Origin of the sequence: Streptomyces sp. NPDC086077, assembly GCF_040686175.1 — a bacterium.
Taxonomy (GTDB): Bacteria; Actinomycetota; Actinomycetes; order Streptomycetales; family Streptomycetaceae; genus Streptomyces.
The window spans coordinates 18,867-36,829 of record NZ_JBFBJT010000075.1; the positions used below are offsets into that span (position 1 = coordinate 18,867).

The following is a 17,963-nucleotide window of genomic DNA, read 5'->3' on the forward strand; positions in this document are numbered from 1 at the left end:
GACAGATCCGGTGAGCAGGATATTCAACAGAGATTCCGCAGGTACTGATGACCGCCCACCACATGGCTGCACGAGCGGCGGGCTGTGTGCACGCCGCCTGAAGTCGGCGATGCGACTCAGGCGGCAGCGAGTCCGGCCTTCAGACGTGCAGCGATCTTGACGACGCGCTCGCCCTGGACGCGGGCAGCGGCTCGGGTGGTGTCATTGACCGGATTGTTGCCCTGCTCGTCGACGTGGGACGTGCCGTACGGGTTGCCGTCGGCAAACTTGGCGGCGTCGGTGTAGCCGGGGGAGACGATGATGCCGCCGAAGTGGTGGATGGAGTTGTACAGCGCGAGCAGCGTGGACTCCTGGCCGCCGTGGTGGGTGGCCGAGGAGGTGAAGCCGCTGTACACCTTGTCGGCGAGCTTGCCCTGGGCCCACAGGCCGCCGAGCGTGTCGATGAACTGCTTGAGCTGGGATGCGATGTTGCCGAAACGGGTGGGGCTGCCGAAGATCACGGCATCGGCCCACTCCAGGTCCTCAGGAACAGCCTGGGGAATGGCCGCGGTCGCTGCTGCATTAGCGGCCCAGAGGGGATTGGCTTCAATGGCTGCCTGGGGGGCCAGCTCGGTGGCCTTGCGGAGGCGGACCTCCGCACCGGCCTTCTCCGCAGCCTGTGCGATCTCGTCGGCGATCGCGGAAATGATGCCGGTGGAAGAGTAGTAGACGATGGTCAGCTTGACGGGGCTGGACACTGCGGTGCTCTCCGTGAGGTCGGTGGGGTGTTGCGCTGAAGATGCCTGTGGCGGCTTGTTGCCCGGGGCGGACCGCGGGTGGCCCGACGTGGTCATCGGGCGGTTGGCGGTCAGAGCCGGAAGGCGAAGGACGCAGCGTTCGTCGCCGGGGTGGGCTGGCTGGTCACTCGGCCCGGAGTGCGGCCGCCGGTGGACGGCGGCCGCACCCTTTGACGGTGCTACTGCTCAGGCGATGTAGAAGGGACCGCCGTTGCCTTCCTTCTGGTAACCGAAGTGGCTCCGCTCGGTGCGAGAGGTCTCCGCGACGGTCCAGGCGTGGTACTTGGTGTTGACGGTGGCGCCGGCGAGCCGCTCGGGCCAGGTCTGACCGTTGGAGGTCGTCTTGGTGAGGGTCTTCTCGGTGACGTAGTTCGCGATCGAGTTGATCCAGTTCTCGCCGCCGACGAGCTGGTGCTCACGGCCCAGCCCCTCGATGAAGCCCAGCAGGGCCTCGTTGTTGCTCATCTCCCGGAGGGCCTCCTGGGAGAAGTTCAGCACGTCGTGCCAGTACTCGCGCACGATCTCGACGTCCTCGCGGGTTCCCCAGCGGGAGATGTGGCCACCGATGAGGGCCTTGAAGTCGTAGGAGAGAATGTCGTCGTGGGCCTGGTAGAAGCCGCTGATGTTCTCCGAGACGTCGCAGTGCATGAAGGTCACGGAGCCAGGGCTCACAATGTCGATCTTGGTGAGGACCTTCTGCTCGGGGCCGTAGATGTAGATGTTGCCCGGGCAGTGGTCGGCACCCTTGTACGACAGCTCCAGCTTGACGCCGCCGACCTCGAGCTCCGCGTCCGTGTGGAAGGTCTCGGTGGGCAGCGGGCGGTACTTGTCGGGGAAGCGGGTCAGCAGCTCGCGCGTGATGTCATGCGCGATGATCTTGACCTCAGGCCCGAACTGGGACGCGGCACCGATGTGGTCCGAGTGCCAGTGGCTGTAGATCAGGTGCGTGATGGGCTCCCGCGTGACCGAGCGCACCGCTGACTGGATGTTCTCGCCGAGTCCGGGCGGAGCGTCGATCACGATGACGCCGCTGCCCGTGACGACGAAGCCGCCGTCGTAGCCGGACGGGCTCGTGACCCAGTAGAAGTTGCCGCCGTCGCCGACGTTCTCGACGTGGTAGCCCTTCTCGTAGAAGGAGGGGTCGTTGAGGTACTCCGGCATGAACTGCTTCGGAGACGGCACGTGCTCGGAAGCCAGAGCCTTCGGGAAGCCCCACTTCGTCGAGTAGAAGTCGCCGTACTTGCTAGCCATGGTCGTCCTTGTCTGTGACCGGGCGGAGGCCCCCGGGCCCGGCAGGTGTGTCATCGGCGCGGACCGGATGAGGAGAGGCAGTCTTCTTGGCGGCGTCTACTGCCGCGCACTGAGGGCTTCAACGCCTCCGCGGAACGTTTGCCCGGCAAGCATGTTGCGAGACAAAACATCTGTCAATCGCAACGATTCTCCGGCGTCACCGGCTCAACCGTCGCCCATCGGGCGCCGAGACCGCCCGTGAACTGCATCTATCACGCTAGGTAATAGAACACTCACGGATGCGACTGGGGATCGTGTGGCCGGAAGCACATTCGTTTGACAAGACGTTCTTCGCCGCACATTGTTTATGTACCTAAATCATTGCGTTGCCAACACAACGCCAGTCCACCCGTAAGGACCCGTCATGCGCATCCGGGCAGCAGTAGCCGAGGGCCAGAGCGAGCCATTGGTGATCCATGAGCTTGAGCTCGACGAACCGAAGGACGATGAAGTCCTCGTGAGGCTCGTGGCCACAGGCATCTGCCAGACCGACGCCCACGCCTGGCACCAGCGCATACCGGTCGGCCTGCCCCACGTACTCGGACATGAAGGCGCCGGTGTCGTCGAGAAAGTCGGCAAGTCGGTTGATGACGTGCAGCCCGGTGACCACGTCGTTCTGTCATTCCAGTCGTGCGGGCGGTGCGAACCCTGCCTCGAGGGGCACCCGGCGTACTGCGATCAGGCCTTCACCGCCAACTTTTCCGGCGCCCGGCTCGATGGCAGCCGCGGGATCCGCCGCATCAGCACGAAGGACGGCGAGACCACAGAGCTCAACGGCCACTTCTTCGGGCAGTCGTCATTCGCGACGCACGCCCTGACAAGCGTTTCGAACACCGTCAAGGTGCCCAAGGACGCGCCGCTGGAACTGCTGGCCCCGCTCGGCTGCGGTCTGCAGACAGGTGCCGGGGCCGTGATGAACTCGTTTTCACTCCCGGCGGGAGCGAGTATCGCCGTACTGGGTGTCGGCGCCGTCGGATTCGGTGCCCTGATGGCAGCCCGGGTGGCCTGCGCGGCAAAGATCATCGCCGTCGACGTCCATGCCGAACGTCTGACACTGGCGAAGGAGTTGGGTGCGACACACACCATCGATGTCCGTCAGGGCGATGTGACCGCGGCCATCAGGGAGATCGCACCCAGAGGCGTCGACTTCGTTCTCGACACCACGGGCCGTCCAGAAATGCTCAGCCACGCGGTCGCGTCCCTGGCGTCGATGGGGCAGGTCGGGCTCGTCGCGGGCGGGTCGCCGGAAGCAGCAGTACCCGCCGCAGAGCTCGCTCTCGGAAAGAGCGTGGCGGGAATCGTCCAAGGCGACGCCGTTCCGCAGCGGTTCATCCCTCAGCTCGTCGAGCTGTTCCAGGCCGGCCGCTTCCCTGTCGACCGCCTGGTGCGCTTCTACGACTTCGAGGACATCAACGCCGCGTTCGACGACGCCGCCCGAGGTGAAGTCGTCAAGCCTGTCCTGCGCTTCGCCAGCCCGGTCAGCTGACGGGTCGGACGCGCCCCCGGGTACGGGTGCGTCACCGCATCGCGGGCAGTGCTCACGCCGCCCGGCTCCCCGGCCACCCGACATCACGCTCCCCGCTCCCGGATTCTCATATCCCACCGGCCAGCCGAAACATGACACGGGCTTGCCGGCCAGCCGTTTGCCCCCTCGCCGCATCCTTGTGCGCTCCGCCCTTAGGTGACCCATGCCTTCACTGTCGGCCTCCCGTGCCTTTTCCACCCGAACGACCCTGCTCGTCCTTCTCCTTGCCGTCTTCGCTTTCGCTCTGCTGCAGTCGTTGATCAACCCGGTGCTGCCCGCGTTGCAGAAGGACCTCGACACGACGCAGAATCTGATCGCCTGGGTCATGACCGCGTTCCTGCTCTCCGCCTCGGTGTGCACACCCGTCGTCGGCCGCCTGGGCGATCGCTACGGCAAGGATCGCGTCCTGGTCGCCTCGCTCCTCGCCCTGGCCGCGGGCTCGGTCATCTCCGCAGCGGCACCCGACATCTCCCTCATGCTCGTCGGACGGGTGGTCCAGGGCGTAGGCGGTGGCGTACTCCCGCTGACCTTCGGCATCATCCGCGACGAGCTGCCACAGGAAAAGACACCGGGTGCCGTCGGTGTCGCAGCAGCCCTGGCCGCGGTGGGCGGTGGGGTGGGCGTCGTCATCGCAGGGCCACTGACCGACACCTTCGGCATCCGCTCGCTGTTCTGGATCCCTGCCGCGCTGATCGTCGCGGCCGCCGTGGCGGCCCGCGTCGTCATACCGCCCTCCCCCACGCGGAACCCCACTCCGGTCAGCTGGCTCGCCACCACGTTGATGGCCGGCTGGCTCCTGGCACTGCTCGTCCCGCTGGCCCAGGCGTCCCGATGGGGCTGGACATCGCCCGCGGTGATCACGCCCCTCGTGACCGCCGTGGCGCTCGCCACGTGGTGGGTAGTCGTGGAGAAGCGCTCGGACCGGCCTCTGGTCGACATGCGGATGATGCGCAGCACCGCAGTATGGACGACGAACCTCGTCTCCTTGCTCTTCGGGGTCAGCCTGTTCGCCGTGATGGCTTTCCTGCCCGTCTTCGTACAGACGCCCCCGCAAGCCGGCTACGGCTTCGGGGCGAGCGTCACCCAAGCCGGCCTGTTGCTCCTGCCGATGACTGTGACAATGTTCTTCGCCGGTCTCGCCTCGGCCAGGCTGGTCAAGAGACTGGGGGCGCGCCATGTTCTCGTGACGGCCTCGGCGCTGAAGGTCGTCGCAGTGGTCGGCCTCGCGGTCGCGCACGACCGGGCCTGGCACATCGCCTCTGCCCTGGCGCTGATGGGAGTGTCCCTAGGCATCGCCTTCTCGACGATGTCGAACGTCATCGTCGCTGCCGTACGCCCGGACCAGACCGGCGTGGCCAACGGTGTGACGGCCAACGTCCGCACCATCGGGGGGTCGGTCGGTGTAGCGGTGATGAGCGGCATCCTGAGCGCGCACACGCCCGCCGAGGGCCTGCCGGCCGAAAGCGGATACACCTACGGGTTTGCGGTCCTGGCGATCGCAGGAGCAGCCGCCCTTGTGATCGCTTCCCTCATCCCTGTTCAAAAGCACGGGGCACACCCACTGCGGTGAAGCCCGACGGAGGGATAGTCCAGCCAGGCGGCGAGGCGCGCGGGGCGCCACCTCGACGCTCAGAGGCCGGGCGACACCTCGGGCTGAGGGAAGACCGTGGCCACCGCAAGACACGGATCCGTCTCCGGCGTGGCCGCGACGATGTGCTCCGCGGCACGCTCCACGGAATCGCGGAACAAGCCCCGCTGCTCCTCCGGCAGCCCGCGCAGTACCTGGTCCTCAGCGTGAGCGACGCGCTCCTCGGCAGCGGCCAGCGCCTGCCGGCCCAGCTCGGTGGCCACGATGCGCCGGGCACGGCGATCACGCGGATCGCGTCGCCGCTCGATCAGCCCGGCCGCCTCGAGATCGTCGATGAGGTAGGTCATCACGCTGCGGTCGATCACGAGACGTGTGGCCAGCGCACTTTGCGTAGGCACGTCCTCGTGCACGACCACAGCCAGGATGTGGTATCCGCGGCTGGAATGAGGCAGTTCCTGGAGAGCCACCTCGACGTATTCGTGCCAGCGACGCAGAACCATGCCGAGGGACCAGCCGAAGTTCGTTCCTCGCTGGTGACCGCCGGGATCCTGCTGCTGGGACGCACTCGTAGCCGTGGACATGCGTGAAGCCTACCAAAGACTGTGTTGATCAACACATAGGTTGTCTTGCAGACGATTTGTGAGTCAGAATTTATGCGGCGCATCAGCATCGCTGCGGGCGTCCCAGGCGCCCGCCCCGCAGCCGCCGACTGGCGGAGCACGCCGCTATCGCACACGAGTGAAATGGACACAGCCGTGCGCAAGATCCATCAGATCTACATCGACGGGCATTTCGTCACCCCTCACGGGACCGAGACAGCTCCGCTTCACAACCCCGCGACCGAACAGGTCATCGGCGAGGTACGGCTTGCCGACGAGAGCGACGCCCGCGCGGCCGTCGCCGCCGCGAAGCGGTCCCTGGCCGACTTCTCCCGGACCACCAAGCTCGAACGCATCGCCCTGCTCAAGCGTCTAGGCGCCTCATTCGCCGACCGACTCGACGACCTCAAGGCGGCGATGACCGAGGAGTACGGCGCCGTGCGCGGCATCATCGAGGGCCTGCTCCCCCTGGCACCGAGGATGTTCGACGAGGCAGCCGAACTCCTTGAGTCCTACGAGTTCGAGCAGACCCGCGCCACCACCACGATCTCCATGGAACCGCTCGGTGTCGCGGTGGCGATCACACCGTGGAACCTCAGCGCCGTCTTCGTGGCGCAGAAGGTCGCCAGCGCCCTTGCCGCCGGCTGCACCGTGGTCGTCAAGCCCAGCGAACTCAGCGCGCTTCAGACGCAGGTCATGATGGAGGCCTTCGACGCCGCGGACCTGCCGCCCGGTGTGGTCAACGTCATCACGGGCCGCGGCGCGAGCGTCGGTGACACCCTTACTTCACACCCGGACGTCGCCAAGGTCGACTTCACCGGCTCGACGGCCGTCGGGCAGCGCATCATGCGCAACGCAGCGGACACCTTCAAGCGCCTCACCCTCGAACTCGGCGGCAAGAGTCCGACGATCCTGCTCGACGACGCCGACATCCCCGCCGCCGTCGGAGCCGCCCTCACCTCCGGATTCCTCAACAACGGCCAGACCTGCTTCGCCGGAACCCGGATCCTCGCGCCGCAGAGCAGACTGGACGAGGTCCTCGCGGCCATCGAATCCGCGATGCCTGCCTTCGCGGTGGGTGACCCGACAGATGCGGAGACAGCGGTGGGCCCCGTGGTCAGCCAGGCTCAATTCGACCGCGTCCAGAGCTACATCCGCCTCGGCCAGGAGGAAGGCGCGCGCGTGCTGGTCGGAGGTGAGGGAAGACCGGAAGGCCTGGACAAGGGCTGGTTCGTCCAGCCCACCGTCTTCACGGGCGTCACCAACGACATGCGTGTCGCACGCGAAGAGATCTTCGGTCCCGTGCTCGTCGTCATCGCCTACCAGGACGACGACGAAGCGGTCTCCATCGCCAACGACAGCCCCTTCGGTCTCCAGGCGCACGTCTTCTCAAGCGACCTCGAGCGGGCTCGCCGGATGGCCGAACGACTCGAAGCGGGGACCGTCCTCGTCAACCGGATCTTCGGCGACCCCGACGCCCCCTTCGGCGGCACGAAACAGTCCGGCATCGGGCGCCACCACCACACTTACGGACTCGAGTCCTACCTCGAGCCCCGGGCCATCACGGCCTGACCCACACTGCGGGTAACTTGCACAGCACAACCGTCGGGACGAACAGGCACTGTTCCAGCTCACGCGGCAACCGAGGGTGAACTGGAGCAGTGCGTGCGCATGTGACTCCGCCACCCACAGCCCCAGGACTCTCACGCAGGAGAAGGGCGCACAGGGCGCCGCCGAACGGAAGAACCAGACCCACCGTGTCCGCCCGGGATCCTCGACACAGCTCAGTAAGGTCCGCAGACCCCCAAGGGGTGCCGCCGCCTCACCCTCGGGCCGGCACGCGTTCCCACAAGTCCGTTACGACACCGGAGTCGAAGAAGGCCACCGCGCGCGTGACCTGGCCGTCCTTCATGTGCAGGGTCCACGCGTAGGTGTTGTCGTACGGTTGTCCGTCCCTGGCCACACCGTGCCCGTCCCACTGCGCGAATACCGTGTCCCCGTCGGCCCACAGTCCTCGGACCGTCGGCTTCACAAAGACTGACAGCCGTTCACTCAGCGGGTCGATCGCCTCGTCCAAAAACTGCTGGCGGCTGGTGTACGTGCCGGCGATCGGGCTCGAGCCAGTGATGGTCCACACCGCATCATCGGCCAGAATGTCGTAGAAACTGCCCCCGTCCTCCCAACGCTGGAAGGCTTCCCGAACCGCGGCCAAGTTCCCCCGCTCCTCAGCGGTCTGCCCGTCCTCATCACCCGGCGACGGAGCCAGACCGGGAGCCAGCGGAGCCTCCGTCAGGCTTACCACGTCAGCCGGGAACGCATGCGCCTCAGTGGCGTAACCGGCGACCGCTCCGTTGACCAGCATCAGCATTGCCGCCACCGAACCCAGCGGGACAAGACGCTTACGGAACTTTGCCGCCTTCAAACAGTGAACAACCGCGCCAGCCATGAACTCACCTCACAGTGCGGTGGTCACGCGTGTTGTGCCGCGCCTCGGTGCCCTGCCATCGCCACCGCCCCGCCTCCGGACATCGGGCGCGAACCGCTGGAGCTGAGCGGGAACCGGACAGTGGCGATGCGAACGTTGTGATGTCAGGAAAACATGATCCCCGACAATCTTCCACACAAGAACGTTGGCGCTACCAGCTCCTCGACCACTACCCACCGCCATCACACCGGGCACCGCGACCATCGCCCCCGGGAAACCCCCGCACCTCCCGCGCCACCCTGCTGCACCGACCCAGCCGAACCCGCCATCATCCTCACCCGCACCGCCTCACTCCACCAGCACCCCCCTACCTCGCCAAACACCTCATCTTGCCCAGCCAGCCCTCTGGCCCTCGCCCACAGCCGACCTAGGCAGGCTGTTCTGACACGCAGGTGACACGGCACGGGGGCTCGCCCGCCGACAGCAATGTGCCGGCACCGGGCCAGTAGAGTGTTGTCAGCGTCGTCGACCGGTGCCGACCGTGGTCGCCCCTGGCCACGGCAGAGACGCGTGACAGCCCGCTGCTGAACACCGAGCGGCATACACCCCGGATCTCGCTGTCATACGCCGAGCATGAGGCGGTCGACTGACATGTCGCAGCGGGGTGTGGCGTTGTGCCTGGCTACGGCCGGATGGATCCTGGAAGGGGATGCCGGGCAGGCGACAAGAATAATCCGCCTCGATACAGCACGGAAGAGCTCATGGCCTTCTCAGCGGCATCCGAGCCGACACCCGCCCGCGGTCCGCAATCCGAGGTGGAGCGGCTGCGCCAGGAGAACGAGCAGCTGCGTCAGGCTCTCGGTTCGCATGCCGTGATCGACCGGGCTATCGGTGTCCTGACAGCTCTGGGGCGGATCGCGCCGCAGGACGGCTTCACGGTGCTGCGAGAGGTCTCCCAGCACACCAACATCAAACTCATCCAGGTGGCGGAAGAGGTCCTCAAGTACGCTCAGGGCGCGGCGCTGCCCGACGCGCTGCTCGGGGAGCTGCAGGCGGCCCTCGCCCGCCACCGCCTCAGTGCCTGGCCGGACCCCTGACCCAGCGCCCGCCGCTGTCACCTGCTGTCCCACACCGTCACCCCCACAACCCCCTCACTGACCTCCAGCGTCAGCAGACCCGGCCCCGGCGTACTTGCGGGCATTGGTCACCAGCTCACTCACCACCAACTGCACCATGCCCATCGCCCGCTTCGACACCGGCAGCCCATGCACAGCCTGTATCGACTCCAGAAAGGTGCGGGCCAAGTCCCGGGCAGCGGCGATCTCCTCACTGCCCTCGAACACACCCGTGACGGACATCGGAGCGCCCACACGCGGCTGCTGAACCTCATCATGCCCAGCCAGGTCCATACAGTCCGCCTCAGGTCCGAAGCGCCATGCCGTTCACCCGACCCGCTTACTCCCGAAAACTCAACCCATTCTCCACACATCAGCGAAAAGACCGCCGATCCGACGGCGCCGTCCCCGCGCGCTGGACGACCACCCGACCCTTTTTGCCGTTGCTGCAAGGTGTGGAGTGTCGGTTCGCCGGGACGAGTCTGCAGGTAGGACCGGTTGCTGCGGGAGTCGTACGCCTTATCGGCCCGGACTCGGTCCGGGCGTTTACGGGGCCGGCCAAGCCCCAGCCGGGGAACCCGGATCGCCTCCAGGACTGGTTCGAACTGCGGTGAATCGCCACGCTGCCCGGCCGTGATCACGATCGACAGCGGCTTCTGGCCCTGCTCGACAGCGAGGTGGATCTTGCTGGTCAGTCCACCTCGGGAGCGTCCGAGCGCGTGGTCGGCCGGCTCGACGAAGAGGCCGCCGGGCGACTCCTTCTGGAGATCCCCCTTTTCGCCGCCCCGGCCGTGTGCTGGTGGGCCCGGCGGACGGTCGAGTCGACGTTCACGTCCCAGGTGATCAAGCCCTTCGCGTCCGCCTCGTCCTGCAGCTGCGTGACGATCCGGGCCCAGGTCCCGTCGCGCTGCCAACGCCGGAACAAGTCGTAGGCCCGGTCCCACGGCCCGTAGCGTTCCGGCACTTCCCGCCAGGGGGCACCCGTCCGGGTCCGCCACCGTATGCCGTCTATCAACTGCCACCGCGTCCACGCCGGCGGACGGCCCGACTTGATGCCCCGCGGCAGCAGCCGCTCAAGTCGGGCCCACTGGTCGCTCGTCAGATCCCCACGTCCCACAGGACGTGATCACCCACGTTCAAGATCAACTTTCGCCACAGGCCCTAGCCTCTCGCCGCATGCCGACGTCTGAACGGCGCTCCGTTCAGTCCGGAATGCGGTGTTCGTCGTCCAGGTGAGCCATGGCGTAGCCGTGCTCATCCGGGTGCCGGGCGAGGCGGGCCATCACCCACGCGGTCTTCGCGTCCATTCCCTCGCCGAAGTCGGCGGCCAGGCGCCGCGCCTCCCATGTCGTGCGTGGGGCGAGCACCCACCGTACGAGCGGGAACCGGACTCTCCCTGTGCCAGCCGCCGTCGGGCCTGACCCGTCAGAGGAGTCGGCGGAGGGGAGATGGGCAAGAAACGGGCGGTGCTGGCGGCGTTGTGGTTGACGCCCCCTGAGCGCGGCGGCACACGACGAGAAGCCCGCACCGGCCGGTGCGGGCTCCCGGAAAGGTCTGAACGGGGCGAGTTCACCAGCCTTCGCCCCTGTGCCGCATGCGGTGGCCTCGCCGCACGCACACACCGCCCGGCCCGACGGGAAGCGGCGGTAAGCATCACAGACACGAGACGGGAGGCAGACCGGGATGACGCAGGCCGCGGTGAGCGAGCTGGATGAACGGGTGCCGGGACGCCGCTGGACGGTACGTCTGGACGCCGCCGGCCGGGGCAGTGGGGCGGTACGTATCTCGTGCAGCCGCCCCGCCTGTGCCGAGCAGCGTCTTCCGTCCCCGCCCGTCGGCCGTGCGGCCGCGGTTGCCCACCTGAAGGCCCACCTGCGCGCCGCCCCGCCCCCAGGGCCGGGGCGTACTGCGCGTGCAGGGCCGACGGCTGCCACACACACCTGCCGGACACCGGCCGGCACGCGCGTTCCGAACCCTGGCGGTGCAGCGGCCCGGTCGTCCTGGCCGTGATCACAGACCGGGAAGGACGCTGGTGGCACGCCATGGAGTGCTGCTCGCGATGCGCGGCCGCCACCTCGGGAGCCAAGACCGCGGCCACCTCCCAGGCGCCCGGGCCACAGACCACCGACCGCCCGGTCCCCGCAGCCACGGGCCCAAGCGCGGGTGCGCCGCAGTTCTCCGACCACCGGGTCACCGCCAGGACAGGAGCTTCGGCTTCCCGCTCGGTACCTGCACGGCGCCGCCCACCACAGGCGAGATCGCCCAGCGGGTCATCCCCCACAACCTGCGGCCTTTCGCCTTGCGGGACGAACTCATCGAACTCGGTGACCTCTTCCGCGCCTACCAGCAGCGCACTGAGCTTGACCTTGCGCTCCTCGCCGACCTCCAGGAGCGCAAGGCACGGGCCTTCACCACCTGGGCGGACGTCAGCGGCATCATGAGCCTGCGGCTGGAGGCCCGGCGCGCCGAGCAGGCCGCCACCGCTGCCCGCTTCCAGCACCAGCAGCGCACCGGCGGCATCGCAGACAGCGACGGGCCGGCCGTGTCGCGCCTGCTGAACGTGCCGACACAGGGTGACCACGCGCGCTCTGTCCTCGCGTACGTGGCCGACCACAGCCCGCTGCCCGGCCCCGAGGCACGGCTGCTGGTACTGATGCTGACCCTGCGCACCGCGCACACTGGTGCCGGCAACCTCGTCGGCCAGGACCTCACCGCTCTGGGCCTGAGCAACCCGGAGGACCTGGTCGAGAAGCTGACCGGCTGCGGCTGGCTCACCCTGCCCGGCACCGCCTCCGACCTGCTCGCCTCCCGGCCGGAGAACCCCACCCCGATCACCGTCCCCTCCCTGGTGCCCCACGAGGACAAGGCGGGCCCGTTCACGTTCGGCAAGAAGACGCGGCCCAAGCTCTCCGGCTGGACCCAGAAGGTCATCTCGGACAAGAAGCTCCGCAAGGCCAAGGCCACCGCCGGCACCCGGCTGCTCGCCCAGACGCTGGCCACCCAGACCGACGCCTCAGGGATCCTCGGTCCCGGCGGGCAGGGCATCGCCCTGAACACTCTCACCACCTGGGTCCCGGTCGACTCCGGCGAACTGCAGCACCTGGTCGACCAGCTGACCGACCACGTGGTCCCGCTCACCTGTCCTCTCCGGGCTTGACGTACAGGCCCCGTCCGAGTGAACCGGTGACGGTGTCGTCCGTCCCCGACCGTGGTTGTGCTGGATGCTGGTGGTCACGTCCCTTCTGGTGGTGTAGGAGATCAGTCGTCTGATGCGGCGGGCAGGACGGTCGGGGTGTCGGTGTAGAGGACGTCCATGCTCTCGTTGGATAGGTAGCGGCAGGGAAAGGCGATCCATTCGTCGTGGAGTTCGGCGAGGACGGCGGTCGCGAGGCGGAGGACGGCGGCCGGGTTGGGGAAGACCTGACGACGTCGGTTCGGCGTTTGATCTCCCGGTTCAGCCGCTCCAACGGGTTTGTCGACTGGATCTTCTTCCAGTGCTGGTGGGGAAAGTCTGCGAACGCGGTCAGATCTTCCTTGGCCTCCAGCAGCATCTCTCTGACCTTCGGGAACTGTCGGCCGAGCATGTCTGCGACGGTGTCGAGCTGGGTGCGGACCGCGTCCGCGGTGGGCTGGGCGAAGACGGTGCGGATCGTCGCGGCGACCATCTCCGCAGAGCCCTTCGGGATCACGGCGAAGACGTTGCGGACGAAGTGAACACGACACCTTTGCCAGGCAGCGCCGAGCATGACCTTGCGGATTGCTTTGACCAGACCGCTGTGACTGTCGGAGATGACCAGGCGGACGCCACTCAGTCCGCGTTCTCGCAGGTGACGCAGGAACTGAGCCCAGAAGACTTCGGTCTCGCTGTCGCCGACCATGACACCGACAACCTCGCGCCCGCCGTCCTGGGTGACACCGGTGGCGATGACGACCGCCTGCGAGACAATCCGGTGGCCGACGCGGGCCTTGACGTAGGTGGCGTCAAGGAACAGGTAGTTCCAGGTCGCCGGCCTGAGTGGTCACCGTCTTCTCACGGTGCCCGTTGCGCCAAGTGGTGCGGGCGTCGGTGTGTTCGCCCCACTCGGCGCCGATCTTTGTGGTGGCCTCGGCCTCGATCAGTTCCTGCAGCAGCCTTTCGGCGACCTCGCGGACGAGTTCAAGACCATCGGCCGAACGTAGTGACTCAAGCAGGCGAAGTAAGTCATGCTGGGACAAGGCCATCGTGCACCCCCTGGGGTCGAACTTCCCGTTCACTCCCGACAGTTGCACGGTGGCCTGCCAGTTGAGCAGGGAGCAGACACCGGCAGACGGTGCACCCCAGGGAGCAGAACCCGCGCACTCAACCGCGGAGATCCCCTACACCACTCAGCGGGACGCCATCGCAGCCGAAACCGAGGGTTGATAAGCCACCCCGACAGCCTCCCACTCGCAAGGCCAGCACACCCACCGAACTTACGAAAAGATCAGTAGGAGTTGTCTTCGCATGTCACGCCCGCATCAGGAGTGATGCGAAGGTAACGGCTGCCTGGTAGGACTCGGAGGTCTTGTCGTAGCGGGTGGGTGCGCCACGAGGCGCCATGGAATCGAGTGAGGTGAGAGACCTTCACCACCGGGTTGTCGTAGCAATCCGGTTGAAGCTGGGGGCAGTTCGGCTCGGGGGATGCCGAGCCGAGCGGTAAGCAGCCCCGACAACGCCGGGACGGGTTGGTACTGCCAGACGACCCGGGTCCGGCTAGCGAGACAGGAAGGTGCACGCGAGAAATCAGTGCCTGACGCCCCGTAATTACGACACCGGCTCGAACCTGGCGGATCTGGGCCGGACGCAGTGCACGACCACCAGCGCTCATCGGTGGTCGACTCCGAAGCCGACTCTACTCATCGGTGGGGAGGCCACGCTGAAAGTCTGCGGCGTAAGCGTGGCGATGCTGCCGGGGTAGAGCTGGGCACCTCACCTGTCGATCGATTTCGTGGTGAACGTGGGAACTGTCTGCGGTCGCCCTATATCGGACATCCAGTCCGATCGGGGGCAGGTCCATCGCCGGCTGATGGCCGTCGGGCAGGACGGAGGCTCCGTAGTACTCCGAGGCCGGGAAAGCCGGTCACATGGGGAAGGGGGCCAGCAAGTCAGCAGTAAGGAGACTGGAATGCCAGGAGGCTGTCGCCGGTGAATACCGACGAGCTGGAATGGGCCTTGATGAAGGCCGAACGCCGGGTACTGGAGATCCAGACCAAGCTGCACCGTTGGGCTGCCGATGATTCTCATCGCAGGTTCGACGACCTGTTCAACCTCGTGGCCGATCCCGCCTTCCTGTTGGTGGCGTGGGACCGTGTCCGGGGAAACAAGGGTGCCCGCACGGCCGGAGTGGATGGGAAGACTGCCCGCTCCATCGAAGCCGGGCAAGGAGTCGAGGCGTTTCTCGACAAGCTGCGGATCCAGACCAGAGACCGCACCTTCCATCCGGTTCCTGTCCGCGAGCGGATGATTCCCAAGGCGAACGGCAAGCTTCGTCGTCTCGGGATTCCGACCGTGGCGGACCGAGTGGTCCAGGCGTCCTTGAAACTGGTGCTGGAGCCGGTATTCGAAGCGGATTTCCTCCCGTGTTCCTATGGGTTTCGCCCGAACCGCCGTGCTCACGATGCGATCGCCGAGACTCGCTACCTCGCCAGCCACGGATACGAGTGGGTGGTGGAGGGCGACATCACGGCGTGCTTTGACGAGATCGCGCACCCGGCTCTCATGGAACGGGTGCGGAATCGAATCGGGGACAAGCGGGTGTTGTCCTTGGTGAAGGCGTTCTTGAAGTCCGGGATCCTGTCCCGTGACGGAGCCTTCACGGACACACGCACCGGGACCCCGCAGGGTGGGATTCTGTCGCCGCTGCTGGCTAACATCGCGCTCTCGGTCCTGGACGAGCACATCGCCCAGGGCCTCGGAGGACCAGATGGCACCTCCGAGGATCGGCGCAGGAGACGGCGCCGAGGATTGCCCAACTACCGGCTGGTCCGGTATGCGGACGACTTCCTCGTACTCGTCTTCGGGCGCCGCGACCATGCCGAGGAACTACGCGACGAGGTCGCGGAGGCATTGAAGCCGATGGGCCTTCGCCTGTCGGGGGAGAAGACACATATCACGCACATTGACGAGGGCCTTGATTTTCTCGGATGGACCATCCAGCGTCACCGGAAACTCGGCACTGATCGGCAGTACATCTACACCTACCCGGCACGGAAATCAGTGCGTTCCGTCACGGGCAAGGTGAAGGAACTGACCGGACGGCAGAACGTCGGCTCGTCGCTGGAGTCCTTGCTCCACCGACTGAACTCGGTGTTGCGAGGATGGTGCGCGTATTTCCGTCCCGGAGTTTCGAACGTCGCTTTCTGTTACCTCAGCCACTACGCGTGGATGAGGGTGACACGATGGATTCGACGCAAGCACCCCGGGATCACTTGGAAACAGCTCCGTCGACGCTATTGCGGCGGCGGCTGGTGGCCCGCCACAGAGGAAGCGGAACTGTTCAACCCGGCGAAGGTAAGCACGACCAGATACCGATACCGGGGAAAACTCATTCCGGCTCCGTGGCCCACTACGACATGAGGAACTGAACATCCTGGAACGGGATTTGTGGAGAGCCCGGTGCCCGGAGACGGGCACGCCGGGTTCGGGAGGCGGCTCGGGGAAACCCACCGGTGGAAACACCAGCAGGGCGCCCCGAGTCGACCTCACCGATGCCGCGCCACTGCTTCAGGCGGTTGAAGCATTGTTCATCTACGTTGCGACGCTTGCAGAGCTGTTTGTCGAAGACCGGCGGGCGCCCGCCCCGGCTGCCGCGTCGGAGCCGGTTACGGACCTGGTCGGCCCGCTCGGGAATGGTGTGGCCGATGCCGTGCCGTCGCAGCCAGGTGCGGATCGCCCGGGAGCTGTAGCCCTTGTCTCCAGCACATGGGCTGGCCGCGTGCGGGGCCGGCCCCCGATGCGGGGCACCCGTATCGCTTCCATCACGGCGGTGAACTGGGTGCAGTCGTTGGTGTTGCCGCCCGTGAGTGTGAAAACGAGCGGGCGGCCGACGCGATCACAGGCCAGGCTGAAGAAACTGACCGCGTTCGAGAAGACCACCGGCTGGCGCTACTGCATCACCGCCATCAACATCCGCCACATGTGGGGCATCGCCGGCTCAGGACACAGCCAGTTCCTGGACGGGCGCTGTCACGTTGTTGGGTGTTTATGTGTCTGACGGCTCGTCGGGGCATGGCGAGCCCGCGTTCCGAGCCTGCGGTCAGGCCGCGGTGGGCCGGCCGGCGGCGCCGGTGATCTGGTCCCAGATCGCGAAGCGGACGGTCATCTCGGCTCGGTAGCCGTGGGCGGTCATCAGGTGGCGGTGGGGACGGAAGTGGGGCGAGATGCCGCTGAACGCGGACAGGAACCGCTGCGCCCCGCCGACGCTGCGAAAGCCCTTCATCGCATGTTCGCGCTGTCTCGTCGGCTGATGACTGTTCTCGGCCCGGTTGTTCAGGCCCTTGTGGGAGCGGTGCTCGACCGAGGGCATGCCTCGCGGTGGGCCGCGCCGTAGGAGCGGAGATTGTCGGACGACCACCCGCAGCACCGCGCTCGTCTTCTTCATCAGCCTCCGGAAGAACCGGCTGGCGGCGGCCTTGTCCCGCTGGTTCTGCACGAGGATGTCCAGGACGTTGCCGCCGGCGTCGACGGCCCGCCACAGATACTCCCGCTCACCGTTGATCTTGATGAACACCTCGTCCGAGTTCCACTTGTCGCTGGGCCGGGGCCGACGGCGGCGCAGTCCCTTCGCATAGGCCTGACCGAACTTGGCGCACCAACGGCGCACGGTCTCGTAGGAGACGATGACGCCGCGCTGGAGCATCAGTTCCTCGACCTCGCGGAAGCTGAGCGGGGAAGCGGTGGTACAGCCACACGCAGTGGGAGATGATCTCGACCGGGTACCGGTGCCCCTTGTACGACGGCCACGCGCTGCCCATGGACGACCCCTCCCAGCATGACTAACCACAAGATCACCCCACCCAGTCAGTCAACGTGACAGCGCCTACACGTCAGTTGGCTGTGACGTGAATCTGGCCGGGGCGCGGGCCTCACACCCGCGCCCCGGCCCCTCGAAGGAACGAGATGCCCATCGGATACCGCCTGCTGCAGGCAGCAACCGCGCTCGTGCTGGCCGGCCAGGCCTATATGACCGTGGTTTTCACCTTCTTCTTCAACACCATCGCGGGGTTCGCACCGCTGGACGAACCGGCCGAGTCGGTGGCGGCCCGGGTACGGATCTCCATGGCGTTCGGGGCGGCCATCATCGCCGTCGCCCTGTGGGCCTGCGCCATGCTGGTCCGCGCCTGTGTACGGGGCACCTCCGCCCGCGCGGCGGTCGCGGTGGCCGCCACGATGGAGCTGCTGCTCGTCGCCAGCGCCCTGCTGCGTGGCTCCGAGAGTTCCGCGCTGATGCGGGGGACCGCCCTGGTGATGCTCGTCCTGTGCCTCCCGATCGACCCGGCACACCGGGGCAGGGGGCGACGGGTGCGGGGAGCACGCGCGGTGGGCACCCCAGGGGCCGAACCGAGCGGCTGAGCGCCGGACGGTCCCCTCCGGACCCATGATGCGCGGCGGTTCCCCCTCCCATGGG

At 66.9% G+C, this 17,963-nt stretch carries 13 protein-coding genes and 5 pseudogenes; 7 read left to right on the plus strand and 11 right to left on the minus strand.

All coding sequences use genetic code 11. From position 1 onward, the window contains the following. Nucleotides 1–116: 116 nt before the first annotated feature. On the minus strand, nt 117–737 hold the full coding sequence (gene wrbA / locus AB0O67_RS21885; protein WP_365452455.1) for an NAD(P)H:quinone oxidoreductase: 621 nt from the start codon (nt 735–737) through the stop codon (nt 117–119). 225 nt (nt 738–962) lie between these two features. Further along, nucleotides 963–2,027 (minus strand): MBL fold metallo-hydrolase, encoded by a 1,065-nt coding sequence (locus AB0O67_RS21890; RefSeq protein ID WP_365452457.1) that lies wholly within the window; start codon nt 2,025–2,027, stop codon nt 963–965. Nucleotides 2,028–2,430: 403 nt separating this feature from the next. Here AB0O67_RS21890 and AB0O67_RS21895 point away from each other — a divergent pair, with 403 nt between their 5' ends. Then, nucleotides 2,431–3,552: an NAD(P)-dependent alcohol dehydrogenase gene (locus AB0O67_RS21895; RefSeq protein WP_365452459.1), complete on the plus strand. Its 1,122-nt coding sequence runs from the start codon at nt 2,431–2,433 to the stop codon at nt 3,550–3,552. Nucleotides 3,553–3,754: 202 nt separating this feature from the next. Beyond that, nucleotides 3,755–5,161 carry an MFS transporter gene (locus tag AB0O67_RS21900; RefSeq protein ID WP_365452461.1) on the plus strand — a complete coding sequence of 469 codons (1,407 nt, stop codon included), beginning with the start codon at nt 3,755–3,757 and terminating at the stop codon, nt 5,159–5,161. Nucleotides 5,162–5,220: 59 nt separating this feature from the next. Here AB0O67_RS21900 and AB0O67_RS21905 read toward each other — a convergent pair whose 3' ends face one another. Then, nucleotides 5,221–5,760: a MarR family winged helix-turn-helix transcriptional regulator gene (locus AB0O67_RS21905; protein WP_365452463.1), complete on the minus strand. Its 540-nt coding sequence runs from the start codon at nt 5,758–5,760 to the stop codon at nt 5,221–5,223. A gap of 174 nt (nt 5,761–5,934) precedes the next feature. Between AB0O67_RS21905 and AB0O67_RS21910 the strand changes: the two genes are divergently transcribed. Then, a complete protein-coding gene (locus AB0O67_RS21910; RefSeq protein ID WP_365452465.1) occupies nt 5,935–7,350 on the plus strand; it encodes an aldehyde dehydrogenase family protein in 1,416 nt (471 codons plus the stop codon). A 250-nt stretch (nt 7,351–7,600) separates the two neighbouring features. Here AB0O67_RS21910 and AB0O67_RS21915 read toward each other — a convergent pair whose 3' ends face one another. Then, nucleotides 7,601–8,224 (minus strand): nuclear transport factor 2 family protein, encoded by a 624-nt coding sequence (locus AB0O67_RS21915; RefSeq protein ID WP_365452467.1) that lies wholly within the window; start codon nt 8,222–8,224, stop codon nt 7,601–7,603. 740 nt (nt 8,225–8,964) lie between these two features. Here AB0O67_RS21915 and AB0O67_RS21920 point away from each other — a divergent pair. Beyond that, nucleotides 8,965–9,300: an ANTAR domain-containing protein gene (locus tag AB0O67_RS21920; RefSeq protein ID WP_365452469.1), complete on the plus strand. Its 336-nt coding sequence runs from the start codon at nt 8,965–8,967 to the stop codon at nt 9,298–9,300. Nucleotides 9,301–9,323: 23 nt separating this feature from the next. On the opposite strand, the pseudogene AB0O67_RS21925 reads toward AB0O67_RS21920, so the two are convergent. From AB0O67_RS21925 to AB0O67_RS21940, 4 genes and pseudogenes are all read right to left on the minus strand, one after another. Further along, nucleotides 9,324–9,561: pseudogene (locus tag AB0O67_RS21925) on the minus strand (ATP-binding protein); the annotation flags it as partial. A 299-nt stretch (nt 9,562–9,860) separates the two neighbouring features. Further along, a pseudogene (locus AB0O67_RS21930) lies at nt 9,861–10,013 on the minus strand (IS5/IS1182 family transposase); the annotation flags it as partial. Continuing rightward, complete coding sequence (locus AB0O67_RS21935; RefSeq protein WP_365452471.1) at nt 10,010–10,435, minus strand: transposase; 426 nt, start codon at nt 10,433–10,435, stop codon at nt 10,010–10,012. The gene AB0O67_RS21935 and the pseudogene AB0O67_RS21930, both read right to left, overlap by 4 nt. A gap of 85 nt (nt 10,436–10,520) precedes the next feature. Further along, the gene (locus tag AB0O67_RS21940; protein ID WP_365452473.1) at nt 10,521–10,685 is read right to left on the minus strand and encodes a hypothetical protein; all 165 of its coding nucleotides are present in this window, start codon (nt 10,683–10,685) and stop codon (nt 10,521–10,523) included. 932 nt (nt 10,686–11,617) lie between these two features. On the opposite strand from AB0O67_RS21940, the gene AB0O67_RS21945 reads away from it, so the two are divergent. Beyond that, a complete protein-coding gene (locus tag AB0O67_RS21945) occupies nt 11,618–12,475 on the plus strand; it encodes a hypothetical protein (RefSeq protein ID WP_365452475.1) in 858 nt (285 codons plus the stop codon). Nucleotides 12,476–12,576: 101 nt separating this feature from the next. On the opposite strand, the pseudogene AB0O67_RS21950 reads toward AB0O67_RS21945, so the two are convergent. Next, nucleotides 12,577–13,539, minus strand: a pseudogene (locus tag AB0O67_RS21950) (IS256 family transposase). Between the two features lie 943 nt (nt 13,540–14,482). Here AB0O67_RS21950 and ltrA point away from each other — a divergent pair. Beyond that, nucleotides 14,483–15,913: a group II intron reverse transcriptase/maturase gene (ltrA, locus tag AB0O67_RS21955; RefSeq protein WP_365452477.1), complete on the plus strand. Its 1,431-nt coding sequence runs from the start codon at nt 14,483–14,485 to the stop codon at nt 15,911–15,913. A gap of 130 nt (nt 15,914–16,043) precedes the next feature. On the opposite strand, the pseudogene AB0O67_RS21960 reads toward ltrA, so the two are convergent. Further along, nucleotides 16,044–16,199 (minus strand): annotated as a pseudogene (locus tag AB0O67_RS21960) (IS5/IS1182 family transposase); the annotation flags it as partial. Between the two features lie 393 nt (nt 16,200–16,592). After that, nucleotides 16,593–17,310: pseudogene (locus AB0O67_RS21965) on the minus strand (IS6 family transposase). A 145-nt stretch (nt 17,311–17,455) separates the two neighbouring features. Here AB0O67_RS21965 and AB0O67_RS21970 point away from each other — a divergent pair. Continuing rightward, a complete protein-coding gene (locus AB0O67_RS21970; RefSeq protein ID WP_365452479.1) occupies nt 17,456–17,908 on the plus strand; it encodes a hypothetical protein in 453 nt (150 codons plus the stop codon). Nucleotides 17,909–17,963 lie beyond the last annotated feature (55 nt).

Bases quoted from the DNA above. Each gene is read 5' to 3' on its own strand.
- AB0O67_RS21915 (WP_365452467.1), bottom strand. From the start codon at position 8,224: ATGGCTGGCGCGGTTGTTCACTGTTTGAAGGCGGCAAAGTTCCGTAAG.
- AB0O67_RS21900 (WP_365452461.1), top strand. From the start codon at position 3,755: ATGCCTTCACTGTCGGCCTCCCGTGCCTTTTCCACCCGAACGACCCTG.
- AB0O67_RS21920 (WP_365452469.1), top strand. From the start codon at position 8,965: ATGGCCTTCTCAGCGGCATCCGAGCCGACACCCGCCCGCGGTCCGCAA.
- AB0O67_RS21905 (WP_365452463.1), bottom strand. From the start codon at position 5,760: ATGTCCACGGCTACGAGTGCGTCCCAGCAGCAGGATCCCGGCGGTCAC.
- AB0O67_RS21970 (WP_365452479.1), top strand. From the start codon at position 17,456: ATGCCCATCGGATACCGCCTGCTGCAGGCAGCAACCGCGCTCGTGCTG.
- AB0O67_RS21890 (WP_365452457.1), bottom strand. From the start codon at position 2,027: ATGGCTAGCAAGTACGGCGACTTCTACTCGACGAAGTGGGGCTTCCCG.
- AB0O67_RS21895 (WP_365452459.1), top strand. From the start codon at position 2,431: ATGCGCATCCGGGCAGCAGTAGCCGAGGGCCAGAGCGAGCCATTGGTG.